General features: G+C 53.6%; 15 protein-coding genes. 7 read left to right on the top strand and 8 right to left on the bottom strand.

Annotation, left to right across the window (positions count from 1 at the left end):
- Window positions 1–150: 150 nt before the first annotated feature.
- The 5 genes from HBA55_RS14440 to HBA55_RS14420 all read right to left on the bottom strand — a co-directional run bounded on the left by HBA55_RS14440 (window position 151) and on the right by HBA55_RS14420 (window position 7288).
- Entirely contained in the window at window positions 151–2631 is a 2481-nt protein-coding gene (locus HBA55_RS14440) for a TonB-dependent receptor plug domain-containing protein (protein WP_206019806.1), read from the bottom strand.
- A 220-nt stretch (window positions 2632–2851) separates the two neighbouring features.
- Complete coding sequence (locus tag HBA55_RS14435) at window positions 2852–4195, bottom strand: pyridoxal phosphate-dependent decarboxylase family protein (RefSeq protein ID WP_166992619.1); 1344 nt, start codon at window positions 4193–4195, stop codon at window positions 2852–2854.
- Window positions 4196–4379: 184 nt separating this feature from the next.
- Complete coding sequence (locus HBA55_RS14430; protein ID WP_166992617.1) at window positions 4380–5414, bottom strand: AraC family transcriptional regulator; 1035 nt, start codon at window positions 5412–5414, stop codon at window positions 4380–4382.
- 10 nt (window positions 5415–5424) lie between these two features.
- Complete coding sequence (locus HBA55_RS14425) at window positions 5425–5613, bottom strand: DUF2783 domain-containing protein (protein WP_166992615.1); 189 nt, start codon at window positions 5611–5613, stop codon at window positions 5425–5427.
- Between the two features lies 1 nt (window position 5614).
- Window positions 5615–7288, bottom strand: a complete 1674-nt coding sequence (locus HBA55_RS14420) for an FAD-dependent monooxygenase (RefSeq protein ID WP_166992613.1) — start codon at window positions 7286–7288, stop codon at window positions 5615–5617.
- A gap of 286 nt (window positions 7289–7574) precedes the next feature.
- On the opposite strand from HBA55_RS14420, the gene HBA55_RS14415 reads away from it, so the two are divergent.
- Window positions 7575–8573: a ketoacyl-ACP synthase III gene (locus tag HBA55_RS14415; RefSeq protein WP_166992612.1), complete on the top strand. Its 999-nt coding sequence runs from the start codon at window positions 7575–7577 to the stop codon at window positions 8571–8573.
- Window positions 8549–9493, top strand: a complete 945-nt coding sequence (locus HBA55_RS14410; protein ID WP_166992610.1) for a helix-turn-helix domain-containing protein — start codon at window positions 8549–8551, stop codon at window positions 9491–9493. Before HBA55_RS14415 ends, HBA55_RS14410 begins: the two co-directional genes overlap by 25 nt.
- Window positions 9494–9501: 8 nt before the next feature.
- Here HBA55_RS14410 and HBA55_RS14405 read toward each other — a convergent pair whose 3' ends face one another.
- The gene (locus HBA55_RS14405) at window positions 9502–10272 is read right to left on the bottom strand and encodes a helix-turn-helix transcriptional regulator (protein WP_166992608.1); all 771 of its coding nucleotides are present in this window, start codon (window positions 10270–10272) and stop codon (window positions 9502–9504) included.
- A 166-nt stretch (window positions 10273–10438) separates the two neighbouring features.
- Here HBA55_RS14405 and HBA55_RS14400 point away from each other — a divergent pair, with 166 nt between their 5' ends.
- The 3 genes from HBA55_RS14400 (at window position 10439) to HBA55_RS14390 (ending at window position 14775) form a co-directional block, all read left to right on the top strand.
- Window positions 10439–10663, top strand: coding sequence for a FeoA family protein (locus tag HBA55_RS14400; protein WP_166992606.1), 225 nt, complete (start codon window positions 10439–10441; stop codon window positions 10661–10663).
- On the top strand, window positions 10660–12786 hold the full coding sequence (gene feoB, locus HBA55_RS14395; protein WP_166992604.1) for a ferrous iron transport protein B: 2127 nt from the start codon (window positions 10660–10662) through the stop codon (window positions 12784–12786). Before HBA55_RS14400 ends, feoB begins: the two co-directional genes overlap by 4 nt.
- A gap of 522 nt (window positions 12787–13308) precedes the next feature.
- Window positions 13309–14775, top strand: coding sequence for a DUF4214 domain-containing protein (locus HBA55_RS14390; protein ID WP_166992601.1), 1467 nt, complete (start codon window positions 13309–13311; stop codon window positions 14773–14775).
- Between the two features lie 148 nt (window positions 14776–14923).
- Here the strand turns inward: HBA55_RS14390 and HBA55_RS14385 are convergent, their stop codons facing one another.
- Window positions 14924–15799 carry an oxygenase MpaB family protein gene (locus HBA55_RS14385; RefSeq protein ID WP_166992598.1) on the bottom strand — a complete coding sequence of 292 codons (876 nt, stop codon included), beginning with the start codon at window positions 15797–15799 and terminating at the stop codon, window positions 14924–14926.
- Window positions 15800–15981: 182 nt separating this feature from the next.
- Between HBA55_RS14385 and HBA55_RS14380 the strand changes: the two genes are divergently transcribed.
- Both HBA55_RS14380 and katG read left to right on the top strand, forming a co-directional pair.
- Entirely contained in the window at window positions 15982–16875 is an 894-nt protein-coding gene (locus HBA55_RS14380; protein ID WP_166992595.1) for a hydrogen peroxide-inducible genes activator, read from the top strand.
- 107 nt (window positions 16876–16982) lie between these two features.
- Entirely contained in the window at window positions 16983–19190 is a 2208-nt protein-coding gene (gene katG / locus HBA55_RS14375) for a catalase/peroxidase HPI (protein WP_166992592.1), read from the top strand.
- Window positions 19191–19408: 218 nt separating this feature from the next.
- Here katG and glmS read toward each other — a convergent pair whose 3' ends face one another.
- The gene (gene glmS, locus HBA55_RS14370; RefSeq protein WP_166992589.1) at window positions 19409–21208 is read right to left on the bottom strand and encodes a glutamine--fructose-6-phosphate transaminase (isomerizing); all 1800 of its coding nucleotides are present in this window, start codon (window positions 21206–21208) and stop codon (window positions 19409–19411) included.
- Window positions 21209–21228: the final 20 nt, after the last annotated feature.

The following is a 21228-nucleotide window of genomic DNA, read 5'->3' as shown; positions in this document are numbered from 1 at the left end:
CAGCAAACTCTGAGAGCCTGCCTCACTTTGAGGGGTCCGTGTGGAACGCAAATGTCGCTCTCAGAGCGGGCTGCTACAAACCCACCTTACCTGTAGCAGCGGGCTCCGACCGCGATGCCCCGCTTTATCGGGTACCGCGACAAAACGGAGTTAGAAAGCAAACGACGCTTTCAAATAATACGAAGCCCCATTAAAGCCATAGGGCACCGCCCGCAATGGATAACGGAAGGCACCACCACTGATGATATCCAGCACCTCATCGTTATCCAGCTCATCGGGGCGTTCATCAAAAATGTTGTTACCACCTACCGACAGCGTCACATTCTCCGTCAGGTCATAGGAGAAATCGATATCCACCAGCACTGCCGACTCCACCACACTGGTAGGCTGAGTGTTGGGAATACCAATATGATTACCCGCGAAGAAATCCACCTCGGTTTCACCAAAGTAGTTCACTCGCAGCAATCCGGTCAGGCGGTCACGGCTCCAATTGAGTGTTAAGGTGCCCCGCTCGTTAGGCTGACCGCCGGTAACAAAGGACTGACTGATAGAAGAAAAAATCTGATTTTCTGTCGTACCCTCTGGGATATTGAGACTGTCGATTTCAGTCTCGTTATAGTTGGCCGCCAACACCATATTGAGATCACCACCGGCAAGCTCCGTATCGTAGCTCACAATCAGGTCTACACCCTGGGTGGTGGTATTAATGGCATTGGAAAAGAACCGCGCTTCAGCCACGCCGGTGGCTTCCAGAGCATCCAGCGCTTCCTGGTTGCCTTGCAGATCAGTGGCACTGATATTGGAACCCAGGCCAATGCGATCATCGATCTCCACGCTGTAGGCATCAACAGTGATGGTCACAGCATCCAGGTCGAGCACAAAACCGAGGCTGACACTTTGCGAGGTTTCGATCTCCAGGTTGTCGATACCCAGCGCCACCGGCAGTGCACTGCCAGCAGCGGCTGTATAGGAACGAGCCAAGGTACCATCGTTGTTGAGGTTAGTGGCAAAGGCCTGATAACCACTTTGAGGCAGAGACGGTGCCCGAAAGCCGGTGGCCAGGGCGCCGCGAATGGCCAGATTTTCACTCAGCTGGTAACGGGAAGACAACTTGCCCACCGTCTCATCACCAATGCCCTGGTAGTCCTCGTAACGCAGCGCCGCACCCAACAGCCAGTCTTCGGTCATATTGCGCTCGAAGTCCACATACAACGCGTAGCTGTCGCGACTGATATCGGTTTCCGCTTCCGGGCTGATACCGGGATAGGCTTCAAAGCCGCAGGAGGCAAATACCGAAGGATCAATCACCGACGGGAAGGAGTTGTCCGCGTTGCTGCTGCCACAGCTATAGGACGCGGGAACGCCCTGGCCAATCCCATAGGCTTCGTCGCGGTACTCCAGACCAAAGGCCACATAGAGAGGATTGTCACCCATGGCAACTTCGCCATTCAGATCCAGATTAAAGGTGGTCTGCTCAAACTCAAAATCGGCAGAATGCCCGGAGCGAGGACCCGCATTTGCAGCAATCTCGTCATCCGTGGCATCCGGGTTGTTGAATAGGTACTCCGCAGCAATCGACGGGTTAATGGTGTTGGCCGATGCAAAGGAATACTCGTTGATGCCGTAAGCCACCGAAGAATCCAACTGCCAGCCAGAGCTCAGCTCGCGGCGGTAGCCGATGGCAAAAGAGGTATCCTCCGCCTCGTTGTCAATATTCGGGGTAAAGCCGTCCGGGTAGACCTGGGGTATATTCTGTGCAGCCGAGGTAGCGCGACGACGGAAGCCGGAACCCAACGCCGTACGCTTGGAATAGCCCCCAAACGAATACAACTCACCGCCGGCCAGCGGCAGCATGGCGTTGTAAAACAGCGAGGTAAATTCGCCCTCGGCATCGCCCTGATGCCAGAGCGGATTGTCCGCTCGATTGGTGCGATCGAAGTCGCGGAATTCGCCCGAGAGGTTAATAAAACCGCCGTCACCGCCCAATTCAAAACCGGTGTTTAGGCCCAGCGTAGCAGTGTCTCCATCCCCCTCACCGGTGGAACCCCACTGCAGAAAACCGGTGGTTTCGTCCACACTGTCTTTAAGCTTCAGGTTGATCACGCCGGCAATCGCATCGGAGCCATATTGCGCCGCTGCACCGTCTCGCAAGACTTCAACCGCCTCCAGCGCGGTGAGCGGAATGGCGTTCATATCAGTACCGGCTGAACCGCCACCAACGGTGCCCTGGTTGCCAAAGATGGATTGGGTATGACGACGTTTGCCGTTTACCAATACCAGTGTTTGGTCCGGCTGCAAGCCGCGCAGGGTGGCCGGACGGAACAGGTCTGAACCGTCTGACACCTGAGTGCGGGAAAAGTTAAAGGATGGTGCTGAAGACTGCAGAGACTGCCCCAGCTCGGTAAAACCATTTTTGGTCAACGCCTCGCTATCGATAACATCAATAGGCACTGCAGCATCGGCGGCCGTGCGGCCGGCAACACGGGTACCGATGGTGACAATCTCTTCCAGTTCGAAGGACGGCACCTCCTTCTTTTGCTCTGCCTGTGTGCTCATCGCCAGCATGCCGATGACGCTGCTCAATATGGTTTTCTTCCAGACTTGTTTATTGGCGGTTGTATAATGATTCATAGTTCCTCTCACTGCTGTTGTTATAGGTATACGGATTTAGGTATTTGGTCTGAATCGCACTTACCCGGCCAGTCACCCTCAGCGGGCTGATACACACACACCTGTAGCAGCGGGCTCCGACCGCGACAGCTCCGACCTCGAGCCCCGCTTTATTGGGTACCGCGCCCCAAAATAAATGCCATTCAAATTGATTGTTAAATTCCCGGTTAATGATTTCTCATCAACCCATGGATTGATCCAAAATGCCTTTGATCTGCGGCAACCACTGTAAATGCTCCGGTTTCATCAGGGTGGAACGCAGGCAGGTAACCGTGGGCTGATCAAATTCCACTTGTTCGTCCCAATACTCGGCGGCCACATCGGCGGAAAGTTCGAACAACGCCAAATGCAGATGCCGTTTTTCCGCTTCATCAAAACACTGCTGAGACAGCCGGCTGATTTCAGAGGCGCTTTCACCCTTCGGAGCCCAGATAACAATATCCAGCTCCGGCGCCATCACCGTCAGGTATTGCTGGTCGTGTTTGAGTTGCTGATACAGACGCAATGCCGCCTCGCGACCTTGGCCCAGACCCTGAGCAAACTCACCGCCCTTTTGCAATGGCAACAAACGCTGAGTAGCCCAGAGCGCAACGGCGGATGCACCCGCACGCGAGCATTCCAAGGTAATCTCACCCAGATGCAGTTCATCGGAGCTGAAATAGGTATAAGGTGAATCATGTTGGTAGAAGCGGCCCACACCGGCATCGCGGAACAGCACACAGCCACAGCCATAGGGCTGCAAACCATGTTTGTGTGGATCGATCACAATGGAATCCACCTGATCGAGCAGGTCGTAAGCGGCACGAGCCTCGTCCGCCAGGTTGTCCACCAAACCAAAATAACCACCGTAGGCGGAATCCACATGGATGCGGAAGCCATATTGCTTTTGCAGCTCCAGAACGCGAGGCAAAGGATCCACAGAACCCACACCGGTGGTTCCCAGAGTCACCACCACAGTGCCCACCTCACCTCGTTTAAGCACCGCTTCCAACGCCTCCATGTCCATTCTCGCCCGGGCATCTGTAGCGATGGCTTCAAATTCCAGCTGTAGAACTTCAGAAATACGACCGTGGGTGTAATGGGCCATCTTCGAGGCGACAATTTTCTTGCCCGGATGCAGGCGTCCGGCAACCCACAGCGCCTCCATATTGGCCATGGTGCCACCACCACACAGGTGCCCCAAAAACTCACTCCAACCAAACATGGCGGCGATTTCGGTCACGGCCTCTTTCTCCAGTGCCGAGCTGGCACGGCCACCATCCAGCGCGTGGTTATTGGGGTTGATCCAGAGAGACATCATGTAGGCCAGCCGCGCCACCGGGTGGGGAGGTTTAAGCATTTGCCCGGCGTACAGAGGATGCGCGTATGGGTAGTTGTCCTGCATACGGGTTGCCGCCTCCAGCAACACCTGGCTGACTTCGGGTTTAACCGCCTCGGGAGTGTATTCGGGCATCACCTGGAACGATTCCTCCAGAACCGCCAGGGCGTCCTGTAGCAGGGGTAAACTGCCGACTTCCAATACCATTGGGTTTTCCTCTCACATCTGGAATGGGTGAGAGTGATATTACCCAGTGGGGGTATTCAAAGGACGTCAGGGGAATATTCAGTTCACGCCAACATTGCTTGCATGGTGCAGAGGTGATGCTTGAACGCACTGTAGCAGCGCGCTCTGAGCGCGACCGGTCCGAAGTGCCAAACCCTTGAGCAGGTTATTCACTGCACCGCTGGCGAAACTCCCGCGGCGTGGCGCCGGTCCAGCGTTTAAACGCCCGGCCAAAGTTACTGCGACTGGAGAAGCCCAAAAACCGGCTGATTTCTTCGATTGAAAGTTGCTGATCATTCAGCAACTGCACGGCCAACTCCCTGCGCACATTCTGGAACAGCGAGTCGTATGAGGTGCCCTTCTCCTGCAGCTTGCGCTGCAGGGATCGCAGGCTCAGGTTCAGCTCCTCGGCAATCAATTCCTCCGACACAATTCGCTGGGGCAGGAAGTCCAGCAACTTGCTGTGAACCTGGTCGACAATATCCGCGTGACTGGTGCGGGCCAGATAGTCGGCGGTAATCTGATCACTGACCAACGCCAATTGCTGGTTTGCGGTTACGATAGGACTTTCGAGGGATTCACGACTGAAATACAGAGCATTCTCAGCGGTTTGCAACTGAACCGGCGCATTGAAAAACTGTTGATAGCGCTCCAGTTCATCAGGAAGATCATGACTGAGTGTCACCCGAGTCGGCCCAAAATCCGGACCGCTGCCCCAACGACACAGGGTCATCAACGCCGCCACAAAAGCCTCGGCCCCCACGTTGGATTCACACCCCTGCACCGGTGCCCAGGTGAACTTATAGCCCTCTTCGGTCTCCTCCAGCGTATTCACACAGGTGCTGTCGATGATGCGCCGAAAGCGCATAAACCGCTGCAAGGCATCCAGCAGCGACTCGCTGGCACTCATACTGACGCTGAGCGAATTAAACATCGCCGGGAAGGCCACTTCTGCGGCCGTCAGACCAAATGCCAAGTCACCCGTACGAGCAGCCGCCATATCCCAGATCTGTTTGATCTTGAAGGAATCTATGCGGCTGTCCGACTGCTGGGCCCGCACCGGATCGATGTCCAGGCCCGCAAATATATCCGCCGCGTCCAGCCCCCGGCTGACCAGGCAACGGTAAGCCAGCTCCACCCAGTTGGCGAGTAGGGTGGCGTCTTCAGTGGTGGTTGCTGCGATTGGCTTCGAGTGCATCATCGCCTAAAGGTTACAGATCTTTCCCCGCAATCGCCAGCGCTTCCATGACTGCCCGTTGATCTCCCAGCCGGTTAGCCAGGAGTAACACCAGCTTGGCCAGCAACAGCGGTTCCTTCTTTTCACCCACCTCATCAATGGCTTCAGCCAATGCATCGTAGATAGACTCAATATCCTGCTGCGATAATCCCAATTGACTCATCTTAAAACTCCTCCGCACAAACTGCCCGGTTAATCGCTGCCTGCAACGACTCCGCGGCGACGTGTTTCCAACGACCACACACGTGCTGATCCGGGCGGATCAAATACACCGTGCCCACCTCGGCACCATAAGCTTGCGACAGTTCATCGTTTCTGTCGCGAATCACCAAGTCCGCCCCAGGCACGGGACTGCCGTTTCGATTTACAACAATACGTCGCAACGGAAAGGAAGACTGCATCTCAAAAACAGGGCCGTTGGCCTCGGTTGCAAACACCAACAAGGTTAGCGCACCTTGCAAGTAATCCAACAGAAAGTCGTTATCCGCGAGACGATGGCTATGGGCGACTTCGCCAATAGCCGGACCGGCTGTGAAAGCTTCGCCGCCGTCATCGGTTGCGTTAAGGCTGCTGTTTGCATAGGTATGTGGCCTCGAGGTGCGCCAGTGCATCAGGTTCTTAACAAAATCCTGGCTTAGCGACAGCGATAAAACCGCATCACGCAAGCGTCGATAACCGGCCGTCGGCGGCGTCATAAAGCGGGTCGACTTTCCGCCCTCATCGCAGATTTCACGGGCGGCTTGAACACGTTCGCTGGAATAGGAATACAACAGTTTTTTGTCGGAACCACCATGAATAACCGCAGCCAGCTTCCAGGCCAGATTGTTGCTGTCCTGAAAACCGGTGTTGGCCCCACGTACACCAAAGATCGGTAATAAGTGCGCCGCATCGCCCACAAACAGGACGCGATCGTGAACAAAATCCGGCAAGGTTTTGGTACTGGCACTATACACCGTGGCCCAATCCAACGACCACTTCACCCGTTGTCCGATCATTTGCAAAATCGAATTGATGCGCTGGGTCAGCACTTGTTTTTCCAATGCCTGCTCCGGTGTTTCGCCATCGGGCAGGCGGAAATCCAACCGCCAAATGCCATCGGGTTCGCGATGCACAAGAACATTATTACCGGGGTTCCACTCGGGATCGAAGTAACAACGACGCTCGGTAGGCAAATCGATATCTGCCTGAATATCGGCAATCACAAAGTTACCGCTGTATGCCTTGCCCTCCATGCGCAGCTTCATCAATTTGCGAATGGTTGAACGGCCTCCGTCGGCGGCGATTACCCAATCCGCCGCCAGATCATAATCGCCTTCTGCGGTATCGATGGATAGGGTCGCCACCTCCTGATCCTGCCGAATACCTGTTACACTGCTGCCCCATTGAATTCGAGTCAGCGGGTTCGCCTCTATCGCCTCAATCAGGTACTGCTCAATATACTGCTGCTGAATATTCAAAATCGGCGGAAAACGATTCTCGTCGCTGTCCGGCAACTGCATTTGGAACACTTCCTTGCCGCGATAAAACGAACGCCCCAGATTCCAACCCAGGCCCTTATCCATAAATGGCTGGTGACAACCGATCATCTGCAGAATCTCCATTGATCGACGTGTCAGGCAAATCGCCCGGCTGCCATGGCTGACCTGGCGCTCGGATTCAATAATCAGTGAGGGTACCCCAAAGCGCGCCAGATCCAGCGCCGTGGCCATACCAATGGGACCGGCGCCCACGATCACCACTCGGGCGGGTTCGTCGCCGGTGAATGATTGGCGCTGATAGGGATAGACCCGGTACGGGTACCAGGTACTGAATCGAGGTTGGGTTTCAGGTTGATGCATGGAGCGCTGTCCTCTTCACTCAGTTCTCTTTAAGTTGTATGAATAAGGATAGTTTTCAGAGCGGTGGTTGTCTGTCACCCCAGCGTGCTACAAGAGTTGCAGGCTTATCATTCAGCACCTCTTCACTTCAACAGAAACCAAATAAAAACCAAATAAAAACAAAAAGTTACGACACAACCATCCACGTGTCAGTATCGGTCGGTACCCTAGTCCCCCATCCAGTTTTGGTTATGCTGAAAATTGCGTTTAACCACGCAACCCCAAAACCGAAAAAGGATGACATATCATGGACTTTCGTACTCACTCACGCATAGCCGGCATCGGCGCCTACCTCCCCTCCCAGAAAGTCAGTAGCATTGATCTGATGACAGAGATCAAATCGCGACGGTTTGGTGTGCCGGAAAACTTTATCTCGAGATACATCGGCATCATCGAACGACGCTTTTCCGAAGACGCCTTACAACCTTCCGACATGGCGTACCGGGCCTCCATCGGCGCCATTGAAGAATCTGGCATAGATCCGACACACATCGACTGGATCATCTTTTGTGGTATCGACAGAGACTGGAAAGAACCGGCAACGGCCTGCCGGGTTCAGCAACTGTTGGGCGCCTCCAATGCTGCCTGCCTGGATATCTCCAACGCCTGCCTGGGTTTTATGAATGGCCTGGCTCTGGCAGACGCTTATATCACCAGTGGCATGGCCGATAATGTTCTGGTCTGCACTGGGGAAAAACAAAGCGAAATGGTTCTCGAAATGATGGGCCATATTCAACGCTCGAACGAAAAGGCGTTCTTCAAAACCCACGTCGGAGCCTTAACCGTTGGCGATGCCGGCGGTGCCATGGTGATTCAGCGCTCTGACGGACGCTCGGGATTTGGGCAGTTCAGGTTCTGGTCACAAGGCGAAAAGAATCAGCTGTGCTACCTCAAGCAAACCTCGCAGGGCATGGTGGGGCAAATGATGATGGGCGCCATCAGTGAGGAAGTGATCAAACTTCACGGAGAACACATCGACCAAACCTACCGGGACATAGGGTGGAATCCGGCCAACATAAACAGTTTTGTTTGTCACCAGGTGGGGCGGGACCCGCACAAGAAGCTGGCGCTGGCAGCCCACACCCAGGAAGAAAAGGCCCCAATCACCTATAGCCACATGGGTAATTTGACGTCCGCCACAATCCCGGTCAATATGTATATTAATCGCCCATGCAGGGGCGATAAGGTCCTGTTTTTGGGCTCTGGATCGGGAATATCCATATGTCAAACTGGAATGACGTACTGACAATACTAACCCCCTATGCCATCCCCAGCGCGCTGGCGTTATTGATTAAAATCGTTCTGATCATCAGCGCGCGCAAATCTCTTTTATCCATGAACCATTGGCTGCTGGCGTTCCTGGCAGCCCTGTTTGCGGCAAACCTTGTTGAACTGATGGGGTTTGCCTACGTCGACAAACCCGAGCAAGGTCTAACACTGCTGCAAGCCTATTACGTCGCGGCGATCTGCGCCTGCGCCTCCATGCTTGGGCTGTCTCTGAATATTCACGGGGTAGACAGTCCTTTCATTGACACCCTGCTGCTGGCGGTCTGCCTGGCCTGCACCGCTGCGATATTTATTCCCAACGCCGCCCTGCTCGGCGCCGAATCTATCGGTTATGCCGTAACAAGAATCGCAGGCCCGCGCTATTGGATCATACAGGCGACTATGCTCGTCACCCTGGTTGGCTCGGTGGGGGTTTTGTTCAGTGCCACTCTGTTTGCCAAAAACCGCATCGAACAGAAGCGAGCACTGGTACTGCTGGTTGCCACCCTGCCGTTCGTTATTGCGATATTGATCACCGTCGCCGCCATGCACTATGGCGTGAAGATAAATGCAGCCGTCACTGTACCGCTGGCGATCACTATAATATTGGCGGTGTTGATCTACGCCGAAACCGAGCAGGGGTTGTTTAACCTGGTCTCCAGAATACCCCTGACCAACGAGCATCAGTACTTAAAGGGAATGCGGAGACTCTGGTCTCCGGACGTCACACTGGAGCAGGCCAAGTTGATGACCGAAAAGATTATGGTCTACCAGGCAATGCAGCAGGCAGATGGCGATAAAACCAAAGCGGCGGAAATTCTCGGTATCTCTCCGGCCACCATGCAACGAAAGTTTATCTCCGGGAATAACAGAAACTCAGACTCAAACAACCTGGTTTGAGAGGCGACCTACCGCTCCACCCCCTCCAAACACAGCGCAAACAACTCATTCTGTGTAGCGATATTCAACTTGGCATAAGCCCGACGTCGAAACGTCCGCACGGTATTCACACTCACATCCAGATTCAGAGCAATCGACTCATTACTGTGCCCCGCCACTATATGGGCGCAGGTGGATGCCTCCCGAGCAGACAGCCCCGCAGGATGCGTTGCAAAAAACGGTTCCAATTGCTGACTTAAGCGACCGGCCTGAGACGCACTGGCAAGCTGCGGTGGCAACCACTGAAACTGCTTATCCAGCAGCGTCGCCGCTAACTGAGAATAGCGCTCCGTAACCACCTGTTCCTGGTCTGAGAAGGCTGCCCGACCATTGCGACGATATAAATTCAGATAATAAACAGATTCTCCCACCGGACAAAAAACCAACAGCTTCTCTTGCAGGTCGGCTTCCTCAAAAAACACCCGCCGATAATCATCGGCGGCCATGTTCTGTGCAGAGACCTTCATAACCCCCTGCTGATAACCGGCATCACCCTCGTCCTGCTCGATCTGCGGGTCCTGGTGGAAAAGCCCCTCAGAATAGATCTGGCAAAGGGTACGAATCTTTTGATCCTCACCCGGTCGCTCCGACACCAGTGTTACCGGTGGCGTGTCCGGGTGCAGGCGCCAGGCAGTGCATTGGTCAACGCCCACCAGCTCATCCCAAAAATCGAAGAAGCATTCGGTAAATGATTCACTACCCAGGTTGGCAACCAAACCAGTAATTACATCCGGATTCATAGTCGCCCCAGCATCCGCTCTCTTCAAAAATGACGTCATTACGCTAACGGCATTGTTGAGCCAGATCAACTTTACTGCGTCGTTTTGCCGCAACAGCCACTTTTCACTGGCATTTGCGCGCCCACGCCCATACCATTAACGCGAATTATTTTCATTTACCATAACCATGACATTAGCCGACCTGACCCAGGAACACACCAGCCGCATCACCGGCTTTACCGAACAGGGCGAGAGCCTCAGCCGCCTGCATGCGATGGGCGTGATCCCCGGCGCCGAGGCCACCCTACTGCGCACCGCCCCCCTGGGCGACCCTATGCAAATCCGCATCGAAGGCACCCTGCTCAGCATCCGTAAACACGACGCCCAACAAATTCGAATAGAACTCCTGTGAAACCCGCTACGCCTGCAGACCCCTTTACCATAGCCCTCGCGGGCAACCCCAACTGTGGCAAAACCACCCTCTTTAACGCCCTTACCGGCTCGCGCCAAAAGGTGGGTAATTGGGCGGGTGTTACCGTTGAAAAAAAAACCGGCCAACTGCGGCTCGACGGCGCTGACATCCAAGTGGTAGACCTACCCGGCGTCTACTCCCTCAACCAGACCGATCAAGGCGTTGATGAACAAATCGCCCGGCGCTTTATCACGGAACAAAAGCCAGATCTGATCGTCAACCTTGTTGATGCGTCCAACCTTAACCGTAACCTGCTGCTCACCCACGAACTGTTGGAATTGGGCTGTCCGACCCTGATTGCACTTAACATGCTCGACGTGGCAGAAAAACAGGGCACCCACATCGACGTGGATGCCCTGCAGCGCAACCTCGGAGTACCAGTCATCCCGATAGTGGCCAGCAAAGGCGACGGCCTCGAACAACTGACACAGACCCTGCAACACCTCAACCGACACCCGGAACACGCCCCCAAACCCAAACAAGACCTGCTGTGCGAGGAAGAAGCCATCACCCACCGCTACCAATGGGTGCGGCAACAGACCCAGGGTGTGATGGTGATGCAACCCGACAAGCGCTCCCTGACCCAAAGTATCGACAATATCGTTCTCAACCGCTGGTTCGGCATCCCCATCTTTTTGGGCATGATGTACCTGATGTTTATGCTCGCCATTAACCTTGGTGCCGTTTTTATCGACTTCTTTGATATCCTGCTCGGCACCCTGTTGATCGACGGGCTGGGTCACGCACTGAACTCCATCGGCGCACCGGCATGGGTGGTCACAATACTGGCTGATGGCTTGGGCGGCGGCATACAACTGGTAGGCACCTTTATACCCGTAATTGGTTTTCTGTATCTGTGCCTGAGCCTGCTGGAAGACTCTGGCTACATGGCCCGAGCCGCCTTCGTCGTCGATCGCCTCATGGCCCGCATCGGTTTACCCGGCAACGCTTTTGTGCCGCTGATTGTCGGCTTTGGCTGTAACGTACCAGCCGTGATGGCCTCCCGCTCACTCACCCGCGAACAAGATCGGCTGCTCACCATTGCCATGGCCCCGTTTATGTCCTGCGGCGCCCGCCTGACGGTGTACGCCTTGTTCACCACCGCCTTCTTTACCGAGTACAGCTCTCTTATCGTCTTCGCGCTCTACCTTTTCGGCATCACCGTCGCCGTACTCACTGGCTGGCTGTTTCGCAAAACCCTGTTTAAAGGCCAGGCCTCCCCCTCCTTCCAGGAGATGCCCACCTATCACTTGCCTCTGCTGCGTAACACATTGATCACCACCTGGCACCGTCTGTACGGATTTATCCGTCGCGCCGGGGTGACCATCATTAAAGTGGTCACTCTGCTCACCCTGATCAACTCAATAGGTGTGGACGGCAGCTTCGGCAATCAGGACAGCAAAGACTCATTGCTCAGCGCCATCGGCAAAAGCTTGACCCCGGCGCTCGCGCCCATCGGTGTACAAGAAGACAACTGGCCGGCGACTGTCGGCGTGTTTACCGGCATATTCGCCAAAGAGGCCGTAGTGGGCACGCTGGATGCACTCTATCAAGACGTTGCCGGTGACGATTCCAAAAATGGCAGCGAACTGAATATTGCAGAGAATATTCAGGAGGCGTTCGCCTCTATCGGTAATAACCTTGTCGATCTCAGCCGCAACCTGACAGATCCCCTGGGGTTAAGCGCGGTTAAGGATTCGCTGGATGATCAGGGGGTTTCCAATACCGGGCTCAAGGCGATGCAGGATTTGTTTGGCAGCCCTTTTGCCGCGTTTTGCTATCTGGTGTTGATTTTGCTCTATACGCCCTGTGTGGCGGTCATGGGTGCGATGAATCGGGAATCCGGCCCGTTTTGGGCCAGCCTGGTGATTGGGTGGTCCAGCTTTTTGGCCTACTGGTGCGCCAGTGTGATTTATCAGATTGGGAGTTTTTTGAATGATCCAGTTTTTGCGGGCAGTTGGATTTTTGGGGCTGTCATTGCGATGGTATTGGTTGTTCAAGGATTGAAGCGGTTTGGGACAAGATCTGGCTCTAGGGAAATACATATCATCGCACGTGGATAGCTGAATACCTGTTCTTTTTTTGGCAATTGACTGGTTCTCCAAAGCGGCCACTCCGAAGTGTGAAATGTGATCAGGAGGAAATTCAGGTTACAATCCAAAGCGGGAGGCTCTATATCTCCCGCTGAGATTTTCTATGGTCTAGCAAATTAACCTAGATACACTTCTGGCGGTTTGGTGTTCGCTCGAGATACTTGCGATGAAACCAGACCAAAAGATCAAATACCGACCGTATTGGCCGCCAAACAAGCAAACGCTAGTGTCTTAGTCTGAACCACGCCCAAAATTCAACTCTAATTGGCACATTATTCACCCACCAATGTATCGGAAGAGCCTTTCTTTTCTGTTACGATTGCCACTCACTGCCAATAACCGATATTTTCAGACTGAAGGTTGGTAACTAATTTGCCAACAGTAGCCAAGTTTGAATTTTTACAGTCACAACTATCTCTGGCGATGGCGGCGGTGAGTTGGAAAGCATTTAGGACAGAAATAGATCACAGAAGACATTGAAGGGAACTCAATATGGGAACAATATCTTTTCCTACCTCATCCTCCGGCGACAACACACCCGTAACGCCTGATTCAAATAATGACCAAGACGTAGACGTTGTTGACGATGAAGGTGTAGTCGATGATGAGAAGAACGAGCCAGCACCAGAAACGCCCCAAATTTCTCTTGCTGTACTGGCTTCAAATTTTCAAGAAGGTATCAACACAAATCAAATAAACTGGCAGAACATTAGCTGGACAACATTGGCTAGTTATCGTCCCAGTAGCGGCCTATACGCGGTGAACCCAAACCATTACCCGGCCGCCTACAATGAAGACCTTGGGATCATATCTGTGTTTGTGCCAAGAGCTGCGACAGATGATCCCGAATTCTATCAACTGATTGACCCTCAGACTGGCGAACCCGCAGAAGATGAAAACGGCGAACCTATATACGCTACAGACGAGGCCGGAAACAGGATTCGTATTGTAGATGTTGAAGCTGATTTGTTTCTCGCGATCGGCGGGAGTAATGACAGCGACCACCTTCGAAACAGAGATTACACGTTTACCTTAGACAGTGGTGAAAGAAACATCACCGGTGCATTTATGGGATTCTCCGGGGATGACGTTCTGTACTCTGAGAATATAAATAATCCTATGCTGATGGGCGGTACGGGTGACGACACCTACATACTCGAAGATGAGCAAATCGATGGAAATGCGATGTTCGTTCAGATCTTCGAACACGGTGGCGACGATAATGATACAGTCATCAGCTATCAGAATGATTGGGCCTGTGCGTTTGAACTAGATGGGCAGCATCTCGTTCTCACAAATAGCACACACTCCGAGATGGTCGTTTTTTGGAGCTACAATTCTTCCGATGCTAAGATTGAGAACTTCTGGTTCGACTTCAATTCTGATGGCCTCAATGAACACTATGAATTTAACGAATTTATTTCACATGTGAAGACGGGTGACTTCTGGTTAGGCAGCTTCAGTGCTGAACAGTTGGGAGTCAGTCGCCCGACCATGAATGACCTTACACAGGAAATGTCTGAAGCAGCCAGGCTCTCAACCGTCATTGAGCTATTTAGAGAGGCTGGCCACGAAACAGCTCTCTCCATTGCTCGGCTTTACCAGACAGCTTTTGATCGCATGCCGGAACTCGAGGGACTTAACTACTGGATTGACAGGTGGGAAAGCGGTACCTTCTCATTTAGAAACATCGCGCAATCTTTCACTGAGTCAGCGGAGTTCGTTGAGACATATGGTACCGAGCTAACTGATGCGCAGTTTGTCGAGCTTCTGTACGAGAACGTGCTCGATCGCGAGCCCCAACAGGCCGGATTAGATTATTGGGTTAATGACCTGGAAAACGGAATGGAACGTTATGACGTAATGGTGTCATTCTCAGAATCGCTGGAAAACAAGATTAACACCGAAATTCAACTAAGCGGACTGAGCGAGATTAGCCCGGGTGAATGGGTACTGTAGTTCCATTTTGCACCTGAAGCCCTGGACTCGTCCAGGGCCATCACTTTGAAGGACAATTTCTAAATTAGCTGTAGTTATTAATAGCTGGCAGATGATATCAGCCATTTACTAATTGCATTTCAAACCAGATATTATCAACTACACCCGATTAACTTTTATTGGTTGGTGTTGCAGTAATTCCCCCCTCAAACGTCCCCAACCTATCAATCGCATACCCCATCGGATACGTAGGCCGCTGCCTGCCAGTAAAGGAAACCGGCGTCCGGTTCTTGGGTAAGCACTTTAAACACAAAGCTCGAAACTTCAGTCCTGCATGCACAATGCACCGAAAAATGCTCGAGGGTTGTTTAAATCCCAGCGCCGCCAACAGCGGCGGGTCGAGTAATGCATCAAAAAACGGCGACGCCAGTCCATACAATCGCTTCGGAAGGTAGAAGCTCAAAAACAGCATTTTGGTAGCATGCGCGATGTCACCATTGCTCCGAGAATACCGAAACACTTTTCGCTCATAGCGCAGGTTGAACTGCTCAAACGCCTCAAAAGAGTCCGGCAGCTCCTGAATTTTCATTCTCTGACCCAGCGCACGGTAGTAGTTGAACCATGCCCGTTTTTCCAAATCCGTCATCGGGCGCCAGGCATATTGCTCCATCCAGCGGATTGGCTGGAAAACAAAGCTGGAGAGAACATAGAGGTAGTTGTCATTGGATATTTTGTAACGCCCGTGCATGTCGTTCATGCGAGCAATCGCCGCACCGCCCCGCTCACTGTCGAGCCCGTGTTCCACCGCCTCGGCCAGCAGCAATTCCGTATCGTCATAACGCTTTCGAGTGTACTGAGTAAACTGGCCGGTGGCGGCCAGTAAGCCGGATATGGAAGGCACGGCGTAGGTGCGAAACAGGGCGAACTCCAACGCCCGTTCAGTGTCCCAGGGGAAGACAACAGTCTGCAGCAGTCGCACGATTTCTTCATAGTCGTCATCCGGATCCAGAGTAGCGATGTACTGGGATGGGTTTGCGTGAATCATACGAGAGGTAAAGCACTCCGAACTTTGGCTTATTAGGGGAGCTATGGTAACAGCAATGGGTTCTGATTAGAGCTGGCAATAGCTACGATAGCTCACATCAATTGGATAACACCCATCAATGGATCTAAGCTATTTATCATCCGGCTTACCCCTTGCCAACCAGTCCAATGACGGCCGACTCTATGATCTCCTTAAAACAACTCACCTACGCCCTCGCCGTAGAGAAAACCCTGCACTTTAAGAAAGCCGCCGAGGCTTGTGCGGTATCACAATCCGCCCTCAGTACAGCGTTGTCTGAGCTGGAGAAACAGCTGGGGTTTCAGATCTTTGAACGCGACAACAAGAAGGTGCTCGTCACGCCTCTGGGAAAGAAGCTTTTAGAGAAAGCACTTAAGATCCGGTTGGATATCGATGACCTCTACCAGATGGCCAATGCCAATAAGGAGCCCCTATCCTACCCGCTGAGCATTGGCGTTATTCCCACCATTGGCCCCTATCTGCTGCCAAGAGTCTTGCCCTCGCTTAACCGTGAATACCCCAAGCTGGAGCTGACGCTGGTGGAGGAGCAGTCTCATGTATTAGTGGATATGGTCAGAAAGGGTGAGCTGGATACCGCCATCCTGGCATTACCCTTTGACTGTGACGGCCTGCTGACATTTGAATTCTGGCATGAGGATTTCTACTGGGTGACGGATATCGATGATCCCTTGGGAAGGCGGCAACAGATCAGTAACGATGAAATTCAGCAACGCAAATTGATGCTGCTGAAAGACGGCCACTGCTTAAAAGACCACACGCTTTCCGCGTGCCAACTGTCGGACCAGTCCTCATCCATCACTTTTAACTCCACCAGTTTAACCACCTTGATCCAGATGGTGGCCGGCAAGATGGGTAGTACGCTGGTGCCGCAAATGGCGTTGGATCAGTTGCTCGGTGTGGATATACCGATTCAGGCGGTGCATCTCGATGAACCGGGCCCCCATCGCCGAGTGGCTTTTGTCACTCGCCCGAACTTTGTTGACGTTAAGAGCATTGAGCTTTTGATGGCGTTATTCAGATCTGCACTGGCAACATAGATTGATTCAGAAAAGGTAAAGGTAACGTTCGATTTTTTGAATTGTTGATCTTGTTTTTGAGGCCTTAAGCTGAACAAGATAAATAAGACTCAAGAGAGGACTCCGCCATGTTTAAAAAGTCCAATATCGCCTCAGCGATTACGGCTGCTGTATTTACCACTGTTCTTACCACCGGTTCTGCCCTTGCAACGCCCATTGGAATGCCGGCAAAAACCGCTCCCACCAATAAGTTCTGGTGGCCGCAACAGTTGGATCTGGATGCCCTGCGCGCCCACGACACCCGTTCCAATCCGTACGGGGCCGACTTCGACTACGCGGCTGAATTCGCCAAGGTGGACTATGACCAGTTGAAGTCCGATATCGAGAAAACCCTGACGGACTCCCAGGATTGGTGGCCCGCTGACTGGGGTCACTATGGCGGCCTGATGATTCGCATGGCGTGGCACAGCGCCGGCACCTACCGTGTGCACGATGGTCGCGGTGGTGCCGATGGCGGGCAACAGCGTTTTGACCCGCTGAACAGCTGGCCCGACAACGTCAGCCTCGATAAAGCCCGCCGCCTGCTGTGGCCGGTAAAGCAAAAGTATGGGCGCGCGGTGTCTTGGGCGGACCTGATGATCCTTGCCGGTAATGTTGCACTTGAATCCATGGGGTTTGAGACGCTGGGATTTGCCGGCGGTCGCGCCGATGACTGGGAGGCCGACGAAGTCTACTGGGGTAAGGAAACCCGCTGGCTGGGTAATGAAGATCGCTATAAAGACGGTGAGCTGGAAAAGCCTCTGGCGGCCGTGCAGATGGGTTTGATCTATGTAAATCCCGAAGGCCCCAATGGCAATATGGACCCGCTGGCCGCGGCTGCGGATATGCGAGAGTCCTTTGGCCGTATGGCCATGAACGATGAAGAGATTGTCGCTCTGGTAGCCGGCGGACACACTCTCGGCAAAGCTCACGGTGCCCGCAAAGCAAAGTGCATAGGCGTGGAACCCGGCGCGGCTCCCATTGAAAACCAGGGGCTGGGCTGGAACAACAAGTGCGGCAAAGGTCACTCTGAGGATACCACCACCAGCGGCCTGGAGGGCGCCTGGACACAGACACCCACCGCTTGGTCCATTCTTTATCTCGACAATCTTTTCCGTATGGAGTGGGAGCAACACCAGAGTCCCGCCGGTGCCCACCAATGGCGCCCGGCGGATAAATCCCTGCATCAGTTGGTGCCGGATGCGCATGTGCAAGGCAAACGCAATCCGCCGGTAATGTTTACCACCGATATCGCGCTGAAAGAAGATCCCGGCTTTCGCCAGGTTGCGGAGAAGTTCTGGAAGAATCCCAAAGCCTTCGACGAAGCTTTCGCCCGCGCCTGGTTTAAGCTGACCCATCGAGACCTTGGCCCGCGCGCCCGCTATGTGGCCACCGAGGTACCCGAAGAGACCTATATCTGGCAGGACCCGGTCCCCAAAGGCAACGTCATCAGCGACAGGGATGCAGAGAAACTGAAAAAAGCCATTTTGAAATCGGGTTTAACTGTGTCGGAGTTGGTGCGTACTGCCTGGGCCTCAGCATCGACCTATCGCGGTTCGGATATGCGTGGCGGCGCTAACGGCGCACGCATCCAGCTGGTGCCACAAAATAACTGGGCGGCGAATGACCCCGCCGAGTTGGCAAAGGTACTGGATAGCCTCCGCGAGATTCAAAAGAAGAGTCGCAAGGACGTCTCCCTGGCTGATCTGATCGTATTGGGTGGCGCCGCCGCTATCGAAAAAGCGGCAAAAGCTGCCGGCTACAAAGTGAAGGTGCCCTTCTCTTCCGGCCGGGGCGATGCCATTCAGGAGATGACCGACGTGAAGTCATTTTCCAGACTGGAACCCAGAGCCGATGCATTTCGTAATTACTACGCTCAGGGCGCCTATGGCTCACCCACCGAGATGCTGGTGGAAAAAGCGGATCTGCTGACCCTTACGGTTCCGGAAATGACCGTACTGATCGGCGGTATGCGTGCTCTGGGTGCCAATGCAGGCGGCAGCAGCCATGGTGTGTTTACGGACAAGCCGGGTACCCTGAGTAACGACTTTTTTGTCAACTTGCTGGATATGTCAAACAAATGGTCCAAGGCCTCCAAGGGCCTATACCAAGGGAAGGACCGTACCACCGGCAAGGTGAAATACACAGCGACACCGGTAGATCTGATTTTCGGCTCCAACTCTGAATTGCGCGCTGTGGCGGAGGTGTATGCCTCCCGCGATGCCGGGCAAAAGTTTGTTAATGACTTTGTCGACGCCTGGGTCAAGGTGATGACGTTGGATCGGTTTGATCGGTGAAGGCAGTTTCTGGATCGCGCCAGGCCACTGGTGCGATCCACCCACACGGCCGAAAGGTAAACAACAACGCTGGGTATCGAGTTACCCACAGATCCTGTGGATAACACCTTGGATTAACTCCGGACAAGTGTTCAGGCCCACGTGTTGCCAGGGCCTGAAGAAACCTGCCTATTAATTGCACAGATACTCTCATCGCATGATTCAGTTTCGCCAGTAGACTATTTGACGGTGACACTTTTTGCCAAATTGCGCGGGCGATCTGGATTATGCCCCCTGCCTACGGCCAGAAAGTACGCCAACAATTGACCCGGTATCAGACTTGCTATGGTTTTCTCCATCTCTCTGGACCCGGTGGGGAAAGGAATAAACTCATCAAATAGCTCGTTATTCCGGTATCCGACAGCGAGAATTCTGGCGCCTCTGGCTTTCAGCTCCGCGGCCGCTGCAACTGATTCAGCATCGCAATCATCAACATACAATAAAACCGGCGTACCCGGCTCAATCAACGCGATCACACCGTGTTTTAGCTCTCCACCGGAGAAGGCCTCGGCGTGAACATAACTCGCCTCCTTGATATTCAGTGCCGCAATACGGGCTGTGTTGTAGAAACAATCCCGCCCCAGAATAAACAGTTGACGGGCTGCTTTCAGACTGGTGGCGACACTCCGCAGTGTATTGATGTAGGAGGACTCCAGGGCCTTGCAGAGTTCCTGACACAAGCGATCGATCTGACGACTGGCATCTGCGCCATCGACCAGGTATCTGGACAAGACATATCCAAAGGTAATTTGGGCCGTTGCGCTCTTGGTCGATAGTACACAGATCTCCGGACCAGACCGGTTGGTTAGCGTCATATCGCTCAAACGGGCGAGACTTGTTGCCTCGGCATTGACCAGGGCGACGCAGAAAATATGCTTCGCCTGACAGGCTTCCACCGCCTCCAAGGTGTCTGCGGTTTCCCCACTTTGGCTTACCGCGATCACCAGATCATCAGGGGTCATCAGCGGCAGGTAACTGGAAAATTCGTAAGCGGGAACGGCAGCGGCTTTGATATTCGCTTGCGACCGCAGCAAAAAGGCAATCTGCTCCGCCGTAAAGAAAGCGCCCCCGGCTCCCGTCAAATACACACAATCTGTACTCTCCAGACGCTGCGCCAGGCGTTTCAATTGTTGCTCGGGAATTCGAGCAGCTCTGGCAATCGTGCGCCACTGCTCGCCAATTTCCTTGAGCATATGGTGCGGGTAATCACCCTTGTCGACGGGTGAATCTATCGGTTTAAAGGGCTCCCAGGACAGAGGTTTAATGCCTCCGCTTGCGACGTCCCGCAGAGACAACGGCTGGCCACCCCCACAGCTGATTAATTCGCCATTCTGAAGAGCCAATATCTGGTCTGCATGGTCCGCAAAAGCAAGGGGGTCTGATGCCAGCATGTAGTCAGGCGCGTCTGCGCCGCTCTCCAATGGACACCCAACCACCAGTGGAGAACCGTTTTTTATCGCCACAAGCCGCCGGTTGAGAACATGGTAGACCGCCAGCGTATTGCGCCCTTGCAACGCTAAAAAAGCCATTCGCACAGACTCTTCGAAAGCCTCTGAGCCGGAGTCGCCGGAATCATAAATACGCTCAATCAGCCTGAGTACGACTTCCGTATCGGTGTCTGTTCGAAAGTTCACTCCCTGCGCTTCCAGTTTTGATTTTAAGGCCTGGTAATTTTCAATGATGCCATTGTGTACCAAAGCGAATGAACCGTCTCGGGCCACATGGGGATGACAGTTGCTCAGGTCGACAGCCCCATGTGTGGCCCAGCGTGTATGACCGAGGGCGTCCTGGGCCGTGGGCAACAAGCTCTCATCGTCGACCTCAGAAACGGGTCCCAGATTCTTATACACGCCGATCTGTGCCTCCATGGGTACGGCAACCCCCCAAGAATCATATCCCCGGTACTCCAGTCGCTTTAACCCTTGTACAACTCGCTTGGTCGCATTACTGGCACCCCAACAGGCAACTATTCCACACATTTGTCATCCCCAGTTTGACA

Source organism: Pseudomaricurvus alkylphenolicus (assembly GCF_011683955.1).
GTDB lineage: Bacteria > Pseudomonadota > Gammaproteobacteria > Pseudomonadales > Cellvibrionaceae > Pseudomaricurvus > Pseudomaricurvus alkylphenolicus.
Note: the sequence above shows the minus strand (reverse complement) of the source record. Positions and strands in the feature narration are given on the sequence as shown.